This is a genomic window from Streptomyces sp. NPDC000404 (assembly GCF_040300365.1).
Classification (GTDB): Bacteria; Actinomycetota; Actinomycetes; order Streptomycetales; family Streptomycetaceae; genus Streptomyces; species Streptomyces ramulosus.
In genome coordinates, this window is the sequence record NZ_JBEPDN010000002.1 from 84,239 (window position 1) to 99,036 (window position 14,798).

Annotated in this window: 9 protein-coding genes and 1 pseudogene; 2 read left to right on the forward strand and 8 right to left on the reverse strand. The window is 70.3% G+C overall.

The genetic code is table 11. From position 1 onward, the window contains the following. Positions 1–183 precede the first annotated feature (183 nt). The 5 genes and pseudogenes from ABT345_RS03575 to ABT345_RS03595 form a co-directional block, all read right to left on the reverse strand. Positions 184–518, reverse strand: a pseudogene (locus ABT345_RS03575) (NPCBM/NEW2 domain-containing protein); the annotation flags it as partial. 170 nt (positions 519–688) lie between these two features. Further along, positions 689–3,601: a beta-galactosidase gene (locus tag ABT345_RS03580; RefSeq protein WP_345081271.1), complete on the reverse strand. Its 2,913-nt coding sequence runs from the start codon at positions 3,599–3,601 to the stop codon at positions 689–691. Between the two features lie 417 nt (positions 3,602–4,018). Beyond that, positions 4,019–4,339, reverse strand: coding sequence for a hypothetical protein (locus ABT345_RS03585; protein WP_345081274.1), 321 nt, complete (start codon positions 4,337–4,339; stop codon positions 4,019–4,021). A 156-nt stretch (positions 4,340–4,495) separates the two neighbouring features. Continuing rightward, a complete protein-coding gene (locus ABT345_RS03590; protein WP_345081277.1) occupies positions 4,496–7,399 on the reverse strand; it encodes an NACHT domain-containing protein in 2,904 nt (967 codons plus the stop codon). Positions 7,400–7,992: 593 nt separating this feature from the next. After that, positions 7,993–9,015, reverse strand: coding sequence for a winged helix-turn-helix domain-containing protein (locus tag ABT345_RS03595; RefSeq protein WP_345081280.1), 1,023 nt, complete (start codon positions 9,013–9,015; stop codon positions 7,993–7,995). A gap of 61 nt (positions 9,016–9,076) precedes the next feature. On the opposite strand from ABT345_RS03595, the gene ABT345_RS03600 reads away from it, so the two are divergent. Together ABT345_RS03600 and ABT345_RS03605 are read left to right on the forward strand one after the other, a co-directional pair. After that, the gene (locus tag ABT345_RS03600) at positions 9,077–10,288 is read left to right on the forward strand and encodes an MFS transporter (protein WP_345081283.1); all 1,212 of its coding nucleotides are present in this window, start codon (positions 9,077–9,079) and stop codon (positions 10,286–10,288) included. Between the two features lie 72 nt (positions 10,289–10,360). After that, complete coding sequence (locus ABT345_RS03605; protein ID WP_386458454.1) at positions 10,361–11,539, forward strand: IS701 family transposase; 1,179 nt, start codon at positions 10,361–10,363, stop codon at positions 11,537–11,539. Here ABT345_RS03605 and ABT345_RS03610 read toward each other — a convergent pair. The 3 genes from ABT345_RS03610 to ABT345_RS03620 all read right to left on the reverse strand — a co-directional run bounded on the left by ABT345_RS03610 (position 11,498) and on the right by ABT345_RS03620 (position 14,753). Then, positions 11,498–12,283 carry an AfsR/SARP family transcriptional regulator gene (locus ABT345_RS03610; RefSeq protein WP_345081286.1) on the reverse strand — a complete coding sequence of 262 codons (786 nt, stop codon included), beginning with the start codon at positions 12,281–12,283 and terminating at the stop codon, positions 11,498–11,500. The genes ABT345_RS03605 and ABT345_RS03610 overlap by 42 nt on opposite strands. Positions 12,284–12,711: 428 nt before the next feature. After that, positions 12,712–13,626, reverse strand: a complete 915-nt coding sequence (locus tag ABT345_RS03615; protein WP_345081289.1) for an LLM class flavin-dependent oxidoreductase — start codon at positions 13,624–13,626, stop codon at positions 12,712–12,714. Then, positions 13,623–14,753, reverse strand: coding sequence for an acyl-CoA dehydrogenase family protein (locus ABT345_RS03620; RefSeq protein ID WP_345081292.1), 1,131 nt, complete (start codon positions 14,751–14,753; stop codon positions 13,623–13,625). Before ABT345_RS03620 ends, ABT345_RS03615 begins: the two co-directional genes overlap by 4 nt. Positions 14,754–14,798: the final 45 nt, after the last annotated feature.

The window sequence follows — 14,798 nt, forward strand, 5'->3', positions numbered from 1 at the left end:
GCACCGGCAGTACCGGCGGCGGCGCGGGCGGCAACGAGGGCACCACCACCGGTGGCCGCCCGCTGGGCGCCCGTCCTGCCAGGCAGGACGGCGCGTCCCCCGCGTCGGCGGCCGCTCGCCACGCACCGGCTCGGCACCCCGGTGGCCCCTCAGCACCGGCGTGGCAGCGACCTGCCTGCCGTCGGCGAGCACCGTGAAGGTCACCGCGCCACCGCCGCTCGTCCCGTCGTCCACGCCGGCGGACGCCGCGAAGCGACTGCATGTCCCACCCAGGTGGACGGTGACGTCACGGCGTGCGCCCCAAGTCCCTCGGCGTACGCCGAGTCGGCGATGGACATCGGGCGCCCGTCGCCGGCCGCGTCCTCGCCGTGGGAGGTGTTGCGCTCCACCGGACCCCATCCGTTGGTCGAGACGAGGTCCAGGTCGGGCAGGCCGTGCGTGCCCGCGCCGGGCGGCGTGACGACGCTTGTCGTGGCGTCCGCCGATCCGTCCCGGGAGCGCCCGGTCACCGACAGCACCGCCGATCACGGGCCGCTCCCGCCCGGTGCGGTCACCTTTCGGGTGCGGTTGACGGTGCTTCCCGCCGGCCGTCCCCGAGCTGCTGCCGGGCCTCGGGCTCTGCCGTCCGGCAGCCGCAGCGTGAGCGACGCGTCGTGCGCCGTGGCCCGACGGGGCGTGCAGGAGGCCGTTACCTTGCCGGTCTCGCCCCGCGCGAGCCGGTCCGCATATCGGCCGTCGCCCGCGGGGCGCGGTACACGGCGGCCGACCAGCCGGGCGACGCGATGTCCCGGTAGTGCAGCGGCGTCGTATGGTTCCCGTACGCCTCCAGGCTCACGTCGCCGAGGCCGTCACCGTTCGCGTCCTCGCTGATCATCGCGATCGCGACGGTGTTGTGGCCATGGGTGCGCAGCATGCCGGGCTGTACGGGGAACGTCGTCTGCGGACCGAGGTCGTTGACGTACAGGCCGGCCATCCAGCCGTTGACGTACACGAGCGCACGGTAGTGCTTTGCCTTGTCGTCCTTGAACGTCAGGCCGAGAGGCACGTCCTGCCCTTTCGGCAGGTCAAGGTCGAAGGTGGTCCGGTACCAGGACACTCCGGGCGCGCCCTTGCGCGAGTTCGGCAGGGACACGGACTGCCACGCGCCATCCGGGTAGCCCGGCAGGTGCATGCCGTGGCGCTCGCCGTACAGACCGCCGGTGTTCAGCGGGCCGCGCACCGGGTCGACGAGGTCCTCGCCCCCGAGCGCGCCCTGCAGCCGCCAGCCGATCTGCTCGGCCGAGCCCACCAGGCTTGCGCCCGTCAGCCCGCGCGGTTCCTTGTGGGAGTCGTCCGCGGACCAGTCCTGCTGGTGTGCCGTGTTGGCGGAGAGGACGGCCAGCACGTTGTCCTTGCCCGGCTTCAGCGTCCCGGAGGGGATGCCGAAGTGGTGCGTGGCGTCATCGCTGCTGCCCAGATACGTGCCGTTCAGCCATGCCAGATACCTGCCGCCGCGCCCCGTGGTCGCGTCGGCCTTCACCGCGGTCTCCGCACCGGTCGCCGTGAAGTGCCCCCGGTACCAGATCGAGCCGGCGTGGAAGCCGTAGTTGTCCGCGGACAAGGTCTGCTTGTCGGCGGCGCGCCAGGCGGCGTCGTCGAAACCGGGCTGCGCCTCCGGGGTCTCGGCGTGGTACTTCCAGCTGCCCAGGGTCGGCAGTGTGACGGGCCCCGGCCCGGCGAGGGGTGTCCCGGTGCTGTCCAGGGCGCCGTTGGCAGGGCGGCCGTTCCAGGTGACGGAGGTGGCCGGTGTTCCCGTGACGACGTGGAGGTTCGCCGCCTTGTCGGTGTCGCCGGTGAGCTTCAGGACGCCGTCGCCGTACGCGCTGGTGCGCAGCAGCTCGGGGCCGCTCGCGAGCACCGGCCCCTGCGGGGTGTCGAGACGCCAATAGGTGTCGGCGGTCGCGTCGTCGGCGAGCAGGAGCAGCAGGGGCGTGGAGCCGGGCGGCGTGATGCGGACCTGGGTCAGGCCGTCGTGCCGGTAGTTGAGGCGCAGGTCGCCGCTGGCCGGGTCCCAGGTCTGCTTCACCCGTCCGCTGATGACCTGGACCTCGGGCCGGTCCGCGTACCGCAGCACGGTCTCGCCGTCCTGCCCGTGCCGCCCGTACAGCAGGGCCACATCGCGCGGGCCGAAGGTGCCGTGGGTCATCAGCTCGGAGGTCGAATAGCGCAGCTGCTGATGGTCCATGGCGTAGTCGGAAAGGAGCAGCTTCGAGTCGCGGCCGTCGATCGTCAGCGCGGTGCCCGGCTCCTGCGGCACGGACGGGTAGTCGCCGAGGGCGAGGTGGGTGGTGTCCTCGGCCTTGTCGTCGACGTCCTTGTGGCGGACGACGGTGATCCCGGTGCCGTTGTCCGGATTGCGCCGGTCGCGGCGCAACAGCGCGCTGTTCTCCGGCGCGGCCACGGTGGCCTTCTCCGTCTTCGTCAGCGGCGCCACCGACTGCACCATGTAGCCGAGCCGCTTGTTCACCAGGTACTTCTCGGTCAGCTGGCGGTCCTCGCGGATCGACGCACCGTAGTCGTACGAGCTGTACACCGACTCCGGCGACGCCAGCCATCCCCAGGACGTGCCGCCGTAGGCCATGTAGAAGTTCTGCATGGTGGCACCGGACGCGATGTTGTTCTCGTACGCGGCCTTCTCGAAGTCGCCATTGGTGAGCTGTCGGCACTTGTCGTAGCCGGGGCCGCCCCACGGGTCGAAGGCGCCGCCCTGGAACTCCGCCAGGAACAGTGGCTCGCCGGGCTTCTTCTCGCCCGAGAGGTCGGGGAGGTCCTGCCACTTGTCCGGGCTGGAGCAGTTGAAGCCCTGCGGGTACGCGTCGTACCCCTCGATGTCGAGTTCCTTGGTGAAGAGGCCGTAGTGATTGCCCGTCAGCGGAACGGTGATGCCGTCGGCGCGCGCCTTGTCGACCAGATGCTGGATGTATGCGTGCCCGTCGTCCGTGTTCTGGTAGTACTCGTTCTCGACCTGGTAGGCGATGATCGTGCCCGTGCCGTTGGTGAGCTGGTGCCGGGCCAGGATCGGGTCGATCCGCGACAGCCACTCGTCGGCGGCGGCGAGGTAGTCGGGCGCGGTCGAACGCGCCTTGCCCTTCTGGGTGAGCAGCCAGCCGGGGAAGCCGCCGCCGTCGGTCTCCGCGTTGATGTAGGGGCCGGGCCGCGCGATGACGTAGATCCCGACTTCCTTCGCGATGTCGAGCAGCTTGTCGACGTCGCGGATGCCCTTGAAGTCGTACACGCCCGGCTTGGGAGAGTGGAAGTCCCAGTCGAAGTAGATCGATGTCGCGTTGAAGCCGCCCGCCTTCATCTTCTGCAGGACATCGCGCCAGGCGTCGGGGCTGGGCAGCCGCCAGTAGTGGAACTCGCCCGACCAGATGGAGAGGGGCTTGCCGTCGATGGTCAGGGCCGTGTTGTCGTGGCCGACCGTGTGGGTGGGCTCCGCCGCGTGTGGTCGGGTCTGCGCGGACTCGGCGGCGGTGAGGCCGAAGGAGCCCAGCGCGAGCGCGGTGAGCGCGACGGTGACCCCGCGGGCGATGCTCCCCATCGGGGGTAATGGCATGCTCATGTCACTCCTCTATCGGGATCGACGCACTGATCACGTTCCGAGAGGCAACGTGCTGAGAGAAGGCGTTGCGCGAGAGAGCCTAAGGACTGTTGGAGCCTGATGGAAATAGTTCGGTCTTGGTGACTTCATCGTGGCCCCCGCAGCACGCCGTACGCCGCGTCCGTGGACATGGCGTACGGCGGCGCCGGGTCAGAGGGCGGTCATGACGTGCTCCCGCAGGGGCACGGCTTCCTGCGGGCCGCGCCGCTCCTTCCTCGGCGCGGCCATGTCCTCGCGCCGCATCACGTCGCCCGCACCCTCGGCAGCCGCGCCGACGTCGCCGTCGCCGTCGCCTGGAAACGTCTCTCGCCGGTGACTGGGCCACCTACGCCGCGAAAGTCAGCCGCCGCAGTCGATGAGAGCCAAAGCACGACGCGATCAAGCGTCCGGAAGTTCTTCGCTGGTCACGAGCGCATGAAAACGTCCCAGCGTCTCCTTGGAGTTCGACTGCATCTGGTCGACCACAACGGCACATCCAGCCAGCTCCGCGCCCGCAGCGCTCACCAGATCCCGAACGGCCAGAGCCTGGTTTCCGGTCTCGATCCAGTCATCCACGAACAGGACCCGGTCCGCCGGCCCAAGCGACGCCCGCCGGATCCGCAGCGAGTGCCGGATCCTCCGATGGTCCGGCTCTGTTTCCCGACCGAGCTTCTTGCCGGGAAACATGCCGGCTGCCTTCCGCACCACGATGAAACCCACGCCGAGATCGCCATCATGGCGTCGGATTCTCACGCACTCGTCGGCAAGAAGCGACCGGCTTCCCGCCGCCACAAGGGACCCGGCCCTCTCGCCTCGCGGCCACAGCCCCCGGAGCGATCAGCGTTCTCCGCCGGGACCGTTCATCCCACTCAGCTGTCACCGCGCGGCCCAGGTAGCCCTGGTATCCGTCTCCTCCGGCTCCGGAGTTACAGCAAGACACTCCTGAAGCCGGAGGTGCCGGAACTCGTAACGTGCGCCGGACTGGCGAAGTACGCCCCGACTGTGGGCCTCGTCGAGGAAGGCCATCAGCCGCCAGGGCAGTCGGCCGGCGGCCCCGAGCCAGATCCTCGTGACGATCCACCGGCCGTACGCGCTCAGACTCAACGCCAGCGGGCCCATGACGAGTGCCATTTGGAGTGACATGCCGTGCATTCCGTACCGGTCCCGCGTGGTCAGCAGGAGGATGGCACTGGCGGCGGTCCCAGCGATGGTGGCCGCCGCGCCCCGCGTCAACACGGCGAGCCGGTCACCCCGCAGGCTGGTGGGCGGACTCGCGGCGCGGGCCAGGTCGGCCGGGGTGTCGAGCCAGCGGTAGACGCCGCAGGCGCAGCCGCCGATGAGGCCCAGCACGAGGCCGGAGACGATGCCGCCTTTGAAGCAGTTCTCCACCAGGCCCCAGCGGCCGATCTGCCAGAACCACCAGGCGGCCGGCGGGTGCAGGGAGGAGAGGAGCGTGAGGTCCCGCGCGTCGTGACCGGCGACCGCGGCATGCCAGATCCCGTCCCGGGTGGTGAACCGCACTCGGAGCAGGCGCGTGCTGCACCTCCGGTGCGGTTCGTGGCAGGTCGCGCCGGGTCCAGGTGGCGCATACGTCCATGCTTCCCCGGGGCTGTGGGTGTTCTCCATCAGGACCAGCCTGACCGGTTTGGCCGGTTCGGCCGTCTTGGTGCCATCGGGGTGTGCCGTGAAGGTCCATGTGCCGGTCGTCGCACGGCGGATACCGCTGCGCGAGTCCTGGTCGGTGTCGGCTTGGACGCTCCCGGTGCGAGGGGCCCGCCATTCGATGATGGTGCCCATCACGACTCCGATGGCTGGGCCGAGCGCCAGGCCGACCAGCAGGCAGGCCGCCGTGCCGCGGACCAGCCCCTGGCAGAACCGCAGGACCTGCCGTCGGCTCGGACCTCGGTAACGGGCCCCTCGCCTCTGCCCCCGCCAGATGCGGAAGAAGGCCACCGCAGTCGCGCACACGAGGACGGCCGGCGCCATCGCACGCCACACACTGCCGGCCGGGGACAAGGGATCCATGACCAAGATCGACGCGCCGGACAGGACCAGAACGGCGATCACACCGACCTGGCGGGCGACCATCGGTCCTGTCCAGGGCAGTCCCAGCGGGACAGGGCGCGCCGTGACCCCTGCCACTGCAAACACTGCTGACACGGCCGTGCCGAAGAGGACGCCGGAGAGAAAGCGAAAGGCCCAGGAGTCTCCCAGGTTTGCAATGGAGGCTCCGTAGAGGGGCTCGGCAGTGAAACCGATGAGGGTGCCGAGGACGGCGGCGGCCAGGACGGCCTTTCTCATCAATGCACGCAGTGAGGCTGTGCCCGTCCGTTCTGTGAGTACGGCCAGCCCCACGATGCAACCGGCGACCAATCCGCCGGCGTTGCCGGCCAGTTCGGCCAGTTCTCCGCCGGCCCACAGGCCGCGCACCGTGTCCGGTGCCACGAGCACGATGACACCACCGGCCACCAGGGCGGACAGACATGTGGCCAGGACGCCCGGCGCCAGCAACTGCACCATCCACGGCACCGCGCTTTGCAACTCCCACCAGGCCAACTGGCCCGTGCCCCGACGCCGCAAGTGACGGGCGAGGAAGCCAAGCCATCGCTGAGCCTCCGCAGAAGTGCAACGCGATCCGCTGATGTCGCCGAACACCGCCGGCACGAAGGCCGAAAGCAGATACTCCTCGATCTCGTCGGCCGTGCTGAACCGGCCGTCCAGCAGGTCCCCGGGCTCGTAAGTCCCGCCGTCGCAGACCGCTCGTGCCATGGCGACCATCAGAGGATTGCTCAGAACTTGCCGCAAGGCGTGCTCGGGTGGCCCGCCGGGCGACGCCAGACGCTCCAGTACCGCGCTCCAGGCCGTGCCGATCCGTCCATCCGGCATGCGCCTGGGACGCGAAGTCAGGGTCAGATAGGCGGAGGCATCGGTGAAGGAGAGCGGGGTCAGTTCGACCACTGCAGCGGCCGTGAGGACGTCGCAGGCCGCCGTGGTGTCGGCATAGGCGTCGGTTCTGCTGGTGAGGAACAGGGGCGAGTCCGCGTCCAGTTCGGCGTTGAGGCGGCGCATCGCTGGTATCCGCTGCGCCTCGGGGAGTTCGTCGAAACCGTCGAGGACCGGCGTCACCAAACGAGCGGCGACCAGTGCGTCCGCCAGGGTGCCTCCGCCCGGGGCCCTGGCGGCCAGCGCAGGGAAGTCGCCCGCGATCCGGGCGGCCATCCAGATGGCCAAGGGCTGATGAACCGCATCCCATGTGCCGACGGGCAGCAGCACCGGCACGGCACCCCCCGGCTCCCGGTCCGCCAGCACATCCAGGGTGAGGCTCAGCGCCAGTACCGTCTTCCCCGACCCGGGCGGTCCCAGCACCACCACACGACGGGACGGAACGGACAGGAACGCCGCGCGTATCTCGCTTATCCGTCCGCTTCTCAGGACAGCGTGTGCTTCGGTTCCCGGCCACACATTCTCATCGTGATCGGCCAGCGCCGCGTCCGCCGCGCGCCATCGGACGGGCAACGGCTCGGGGTCCTGAAGCCTGCGCAGTCGCGCCTCGGCCGCCCACATGTCCTCCACCGCCCCGGCCAGGGCGTCCGCCCGGCCCTTCAGCCAGTCCGCACCGCCCTCCCCCGTGCCGGACTCGTTCTGTGCCGGCGTGGACAGCAGCCCCAACACGGATACCACGACGCCCAGCGCGGGTGTCCACCGTTCGACCGCGCTCTTGCCGTCTGTGAGCACGACCACGGCCACCTGGACCAGGCCCGTGCCCACCAACGCGGCCACCCACCACAGCCTGCGCACACGCTGCACGTCCGCAGCCCACCACAGCGCCCGCATCCCGCTCCCGTCTCTTCGCCGGGCAGCCATGTGACCGGAGCGCGGAGCATTCCACAACCGGCGCGTGGGTGCGTGAAACGGGCGCATGAAGATTCCCGCTGTCGCCGATGCTGAGGTGGTCGCCGTTCGAAACGCAGCCACTCGATCCTCGACAGGTTCGGGTTCCGACCCCAACGGCGGGGCGCTGAGGCCATGGCCCCCGATCTGTCATCGGTCAGCTTGGCCGCCATGACACGCCACCACCGGCACCGCCTCCACCTGTTCGCAGTCCCGGCTACCGCTGCCGGACACCTCCTGCCGGCCCGACTCCAACAACCCGCACGGCCCGCAGGCGCCCTCAGCAAGATGATCTGCGTGCCCGGCTGGGCGCGCGCACTCGGCCGGGGCAGCGCCGGAGGGCGGCCAGAAGGGGATTCCGGCATGCCGCAAGTCGTACGGCCGCTGCGCCGGCTTCTCCCGACCCTTTGCGGTCGGTCTCGTCGACCGCTCTCCGGCCACGGCCGGCCCTCGCCGATCCGGTGTGTCCCCGTGTTCCGGCCTCAGCCCACACCTGCCGCATCGGCCCCGGAAAGCTGTGCGCCCACGAGGACTTGGCCCGCCGTGGTGCGGTAGTAGAGGACCGACCGGCCGGCACGTCGGCGCCGGGTCAGGTGGGCCTCGCGCAAGATCCGGAGATGACGGCCCACGGAGCCGAGCGACTGGCCGGTGAGAGCCACCAGCTGGGTGGTGGTTTTGGGGGTGTCGAGCAGGGTGAGGAGCTCGGCCCGTGCGTGGCCGAGGAGCGCGGCCAGGGGCTGCGACGCCGGGCGGCGGTCGTCCTCGACCAGGGCTCCGGAGCACGGGTAGACGACCGCGTAGCGGTGGGCGGGGCGGGTGCGCCGGCCGTCGACGGGAGGGACGTCCCAGCAGACCCAGCTCTGGCTCGGCGTGACCGGGACGAACAACAGCTGCACCCCGGAGAGTTCGAGAGGAGGGCTGCCGCACGGGGCGACTTGCAGGCGGTTCTCCCCGAGCCAGCGCATCCCCGGGCGCATTTCGTTCAGGGTGGTGGCCCAGCCGCTCAGGCCGAGCCGGGCGGTACGGGCGACGATGTCGGCCTCGATGATCCGCTTGCGGCGCGGCCAGTAGGGCAGGACCGTCCTCGTCCACACCCATTCCAGCAGGTCGGTGGCGCGCTGCGCCAGATCGTCGCGGCACAGCAGGGCCGGCAGCGGGCCGTTCAAGGATTCCGCCAGGTCGGCGCGGGCGATGGCGGGCGGGGTACGGCGGAGGTGCTCCAGTTCCCGGGCGAACGTGGGGCTGTCCTCGGCCAGGGGCGTGGGCGTCAGGAAGGTGGCGTTCCAGCGGGGTCGCAGCGCGGCGCCGACGAGGGCGGCGGTGACCGGGTCGCCGGCCAGACGGTCCCGGTAGCCGGGGAGGTGGGCTTCGAGCCACCGGCGCTCGCCGACGTGGGCCGCGCTGCCGCGGTGGAGGGTCTTCAGGCAGGCGACCGCCTCGGCCAGCGGTGAGGTGACGAACCGGCTCCCCGCGAGCGTGTCCGCGTTGACCTGCCACCAACTCATTGGTTTCGCCTCCCCGCGAAAAGCTGACGCCTCGCTGATCATGCAGGAAAGAATCCCCGCCATGCGTACGTATCGAGACGTCTTCCGTACGAAGGAATTCACCCCGCTCTTTCTGGCCTCGGCCGGGCAGACGGCAGCCCAGACGGTGAGCGGGCTGGCCCTGGGCATCCTGGTGTTCCGGCAAACCGACTCGGCGCTGCTGTCCTCCCTGGCCATGTTCGGTCCCGCGCTCGCCCAGATGGCCGGGGCGGCCACCGTGCTCTCCGGCGCGGACCGGCTGCCGCCGCGCGCCGCCATGACGGGGCTCACGTTGCTCTTCGGCCTGGGAACCGCGGTGCAGGCGATCCCCGGGCTGCCGGTCTGGGGGGTGTTCGCGGTGCTGCTGGGGCTCGGCGTCGTCGGATCGGTCAGTGGCGGGGTGCGGTACGGACTGCTCAACGAGGTCCTGACCCGGGACGGGTACCTGCTGGGGCGGTCCCTCTTCAACATGTCGGCCGGCCTCATTCAGATCTGCGGATTCGCGATCGGTGGCGTGCTGGTGGCGACCCTCTCCGCGCGTGGCACGCTGCTCACGGCCGCCGCCCTCTACCTGCTGGCGGCCGTGGTGGCGCGGTTCGGGCTCAGCCCCCGGCCGCCCCGGGTCTCCGGAAGGCCGTCGATCGCCGAAACCTGGCGGACCAACGCGCGCCTTTGGTCCTCGGTGCCCCGCCGGTACGTCTACCTTGCGCTGTGGGTACCCAACGGCCTGATCGTCGGGGTGGAGTCGCTTTACGTCCCCTATTCGCCCGGTGACGCCGGTCTGCTCTTCGCCTTCGGCGCCGGCAGCATGTTGCTCGGGGACGCTCTCGTGGGCCGCTTCCTGTCGCCCCGGTGGCGGAGCCGGCTGGCCGTTCCGTTGTGCGTCCTGCTCGCCGTCCCGTACCTGTTCTTCGCGCTGGAGCCGGGGCTGCCGGTCGCGGTGGTGCTGGTCTCGCTCGGCACGTTCGGTTACGCGTCCGGACTGCTGCTCCAGGACCGGCTGATGGCGCTGACGCCGGAGGAGCTGAGCGGGCAGGCGCTGGGGCTGCACACGTCCGGGATGCTCACCATGCAGGGCGTGGGGGCGGCGGTGGCCGGTGCGGTGGCCGAGCTGACGTCGCCGGCCACCGGCATGGTGGCGACGGCGGCCGCCTCCTTGGCGGCGACCTTGCTGCTGGCCCCCGGGCTGCGAGGCGGCACGGGAGCCGACGAGGTGACGGGCGCGGAGACGGACGCCGCCCCCGCCGCACAGTAGTGGCTTCCGCGGTGCACGCGGCCTCGATCCCGCTTCCACGTGGCTTCGATCCGGGCGCAGCAGTGTGGCCGTGTGCTGACTTCGAGCGACGATCTGTCCCGGTTCTGTGCCTCCGTGTTCGCCTCCATGGCCCGCCACGACCAGCGGCGCTGGGGTGAGGTGTACGTGCGCGGCCTGGTGGAGGTGCCCGGCCGGAAGTCGGTGCGCCGTATCTCCGAAAGCCTGCTTGGGCGACGCGCCGACCAGAGCCTCCAGCAGTTCGTCAACCAGAGCTCCTGGGACTGGCAGCCGGTGCGCGAACGCATCGCCCACGAGGTCGGCGCGGCGCTCGCGCCCCGAGCCTGGGTGATGGAGGAGGTCGTGCTGCCGAAGAGCGGGCGCAGCTCGGTCGGGGTGGCCCAGCAGTTCTCCCAGACGCTGGGGCGCGTGCTCAACTGCCAGCTGGGACTGGTGGCGATGGCGGCCGGACCGGTCGGTGCGGCACCGGTCGACTGGCGGCTGTTGCTGCCGCGTTCCTGGGATGACGACCACGACCGCCGCTCCCGCAGCCGGGTGCCGTGTCACGTGCGGCATCGCTCGCGCTGGCACCATCTGCTGGACATGCTGGACGAGATGACCGTCGGCTGGCGGGCGAAACCCCTGCCCGTCGTTGTGGACGCGAGCCGTAGTTCGTCGGCGGCCGCGCTGATCTGGGGCCTGGAGAGCCGTGGGCTCCGGTATGTCGTCCGCGTCAGCTGTTCCACCCCCGTGGCGCGGCGGGCCGCGGGGGAGCTGATCACGGTGGGAGAGAGGCTGGCGCGTGCGGGGGACTCCTGGGGATCGGCCCAGCACTGGCGGGACAACCGGGCGGCCGGCTCTCGCTACAGCACGATGCTGCTGCCGGACTCCGCTGCGGCGTGCCGGGCGCGGGGCGTCGGCTCACCGCAGCGCACCAGGAAGGTCATGGTGGAGTGGGGCGCGGAGCCGAACAATGTCGAGTCGGCGTGGATCACCAACGTCGAGAGCGTGCGTTCCGCCGACGTGTTCGAGCTGCTGGCCCTCTGGTCCCAGGCCCGCCGTGGCCTGCAGCGCCTCGGCGAGCAGTCCGGCCTGCGCCACTTCGAGGGACGCTCGTTCCGGGGCTGGCACCACCACGTCACGCTGGTCTCGGCGGCACACGCCTACGAGCTGCTGAGGGGGCTGAGCGTCGGCGATGACGGGTGCCTGGCGTCAAACCGAGCCGCTGCCGACAAGGTCGAGAGTCTGCGGTAGCACGCCCGACAGGGAGCGGGGCGCATCGAGGCCGGGGTCGGCGAGCAGGACGGCCTCGTGCAACTGCCGGATACGTCGGGACGGTTCGATGCCGAGTTCTTCGGAGAGCACCGTGCGAAGTTGCCGGTAGACATCGAGCGCCTGGGCCTGTCGACCCGATCGGAAGAGGGCCAGCATCAACTGGGCGTGCAGATTCTCGCGCGTGGGAAACTCGGTGGCCAGGCCGATCAGTTCACTGATCAGCTCGTTGTGCAGGCCGAGACGGAGTTCGGCTTCGATCCGCAGTTCGAGGCAATTGAACCGGATCTCCTGTAACCGCGCCTGGTGGGCGGTGATGAGCGGGCCGGCCTGTACGTCGACGCATGGCGGCCCCTGCCACACGGAAAGGGCATTGCGGAGAGTCTCCGCGCCACGGGCGTGGTCCCCGAGCAACAGCGCGCGCTTGCCCTCGTCGACCTGATCGATGAACCTGAACAGGTCGAGACCGGTCCGCCCGAGAAACAGCTGGTACCCGCGCTGCCGGGTGTGGAGGATCCTCTCCGGTCGTTCTCCGCCGATTTCGGCCTTGTGCAGGGCGCGGCGTATGTGCATGACGTAGGTGCGTACGGTGGTGACGGCGCTGCGGGGTGGCTCCGCCGTCCACAGTTCGTCGATGCATGTGGTGGTGGCGACGAACTGGTTGGCATTTACCGCTAAAAGGGCAAGGAGCTGACGCGGTTTCGGCGCGCTCGGTGCGCAGTCCACTCCCTCTTCGGTGGCCCCGAGGAAAAGCGGACCTAAAACCTTTATGTGCATGGATCACGACCCCCGTCTGACCAGTGGCTGATCTTCGCCGAAACGATCCGCACCATAGCCCTCGGAACTTATGAAGATCAATAGGGTTGGACCCTGTCATCATGTTCGAGACAACTTGCGAGGAAGACCTGGACCGGGGCGATCGGCATGGCATAGACGGGCAGATCAACGGTTCGGCACCCGGCCGGAATTGGGTGAGAGGGTAAGGTTTCGCCCGGCCATTTGCCGCACCACCGGAATGGGGTCAGGTATCCCGCTTTCGCCAACTGGCGTCAATTATTGCCGGGCCGGCCGGAGCGGTCGCAGGTCCGGAGGCGGGGGCGGGTGCGCCGCAGGGGGCAGGCGGCCGCGGCTGCCTGCCCCCTGCGCGAAAGGGCTCAGGGCTGGAAGGCGCTCAAGGCCGCGGAAGCCGCGTGAAGGAAATCCGTCCGGCGTCCGCTGAAGACTCCGTCGGCGCGTGGATGGTTCACCACCACATCGGTGAATCCGAGATCACGGCACCGCCCCACGATATCCACAAAGCGTCCGGGCGATGAGTAGGGCGAATTCACCACCCGGCTGACGTTCACCAGGCGACCGATCTCCGAGAACTCCCGCCCGGTCTTCTCACAGGTCTCGGCGAGCCTGGTGACCTGCCGGGCCAGCAGTTTCCACGACTCCCCCTCCGACTGGACTCCGGGCTGTCCGGCGTCACCGATCGTCACCCACCACTGGCCGTACCGAGCCGCGAGCCCCATACCGCGCGGCCCCGCCGCCGCGACGGCGAACGGCACCCGGGGCCGCTGGACACAGCCCGGGACCATCCGGGCATCCACCGTGCTGAAGTACTCGCCCTGGTAGGTCGTGACGCGGTTCCGCAACAGCTCGTCGGAGAGGTCGACGAACTCGGTGAAGCGGTCGGCGCGGCGGGCCGGAGTAAGCTCCCCGCCGCCGAGCAGCCGGGCGTCGCCGCCCTTCGCGCCGGCCCCGACTCCGAGGACGAAACGACCGCCCGACAGCTGATCGATGGTCATGACCTGCTTGGCCAGCACCGCCGGATGCCGGAAGTTCGGGGTGGACACCAGCGTGCCCAGCCTGATCCGCTCGGTCACGGTGGCCACCGCGGAGAGGACGCTCAAGGGGTCGTACCAGGGCAGGTCGGTCAGCGTCCGCCAGGCGTGATGGTCGAAGGACCACGCGTGATGCAGGCCCAGCTCCTCCAGCTCCTGCCAGATCTCCCGCGTCTGCCGCCACTCGTACTCCGGAAGCACGACGGCGCCGATCCGGACACCGCCCGCCTGTGGAGAGGTCACTGCACCCCCAGATGAGTGGCGACCAGCTCACGGCAGAGGTAGTTGGGCGGCCCCATCAAGGTGAGGGCGCGCGCATCCTGCGAGAGCCGGTTCAGACTGTGGTTCCGCGAGAACGCGCTGCTCCCGGCCAGCTCCTGCGCCCCTCGGCAGACCACCTCGGCCGTCTCCGAGGCGAAGACCTTGGCCGTCAGGGCATGCCCGGTCCGGTCCCCGTCCGCCCGGGTGGCCGACTCCACCACTCCCCGGATGGCCGCCAGACGCGACCCCAGCTCGAAGACGTGGTGGCGGTAGAGCGGGTTGCCCAGGAGGGAGCGCCGGCGCCCGATGTCGATCGCGGTGTCGTGAGCCTCCTCGGCGATGCCCAGCGCGACGGCGCCGAGGGTCAACCCGAGGGTGTGCGGGTGGCCGATGACGGCGGGAGTCTCGCGGGAGTGGATCAGCACGTCGCCGGGTTCGGTCAGGTATCCGTCCAGCCGGATCAGCCCGGTCGCCGAGCGGCGCATGCCGGACAGGTCCAGTACTCCGTCGACGGTGAAGCCCGGACGCGTGCTGTCGACCACGAAGATGCCCTGATCGGGCCGGCCGTAGCTTCCCGGCGCCGCGTCCTCCTCACCGGTGCGGGCAAGGACCAGGTAGTGATCGGCCACCCCCGCGCCCGTGGTGAAGGTCTTCGCGCCGTTGAGCTCCCAGCAGCCGTCCGCCCGCGGGACCGCGGTGGTCGCGATCTTCTGCTTGGCCGCGTCGGCACCTGGCTCGCTCCAGGAGGAGGCGAAGATCCGGCCGTCGCGGGCGACCGCCGTCAGGAAGCGCTTGCGTTGCTCTTCCGAACCGTAGGTGGTCATGCGGCTCACGGCCGCGTAGTGCAGGAAAACGATGATCGCCACCGAGGCGTCGGCCCGCGCCAAGCCGGCGATCACGGCGTTGGCGTCCGTCCAGTCCGCCCCGAGACCCCCGTATTCGGCCGGGACGGGCAGCCGCAGGACGCCGCTGTCGCGCAGCGCGTCGAGCACGTTGTCGCCGGGGTGCCCGCCGGTGTCGTCACCGGCCTCCGCCCGGAGCGTCACCAGGACCTCCGCGAGTTCCGGCAGACACGGCGGGGTGGGTGTTCTTGTCGGCCAATCCATCATCTCTCCGACTCTGCTCGTTATCCGGCATGTCACGCCTCCTTGACG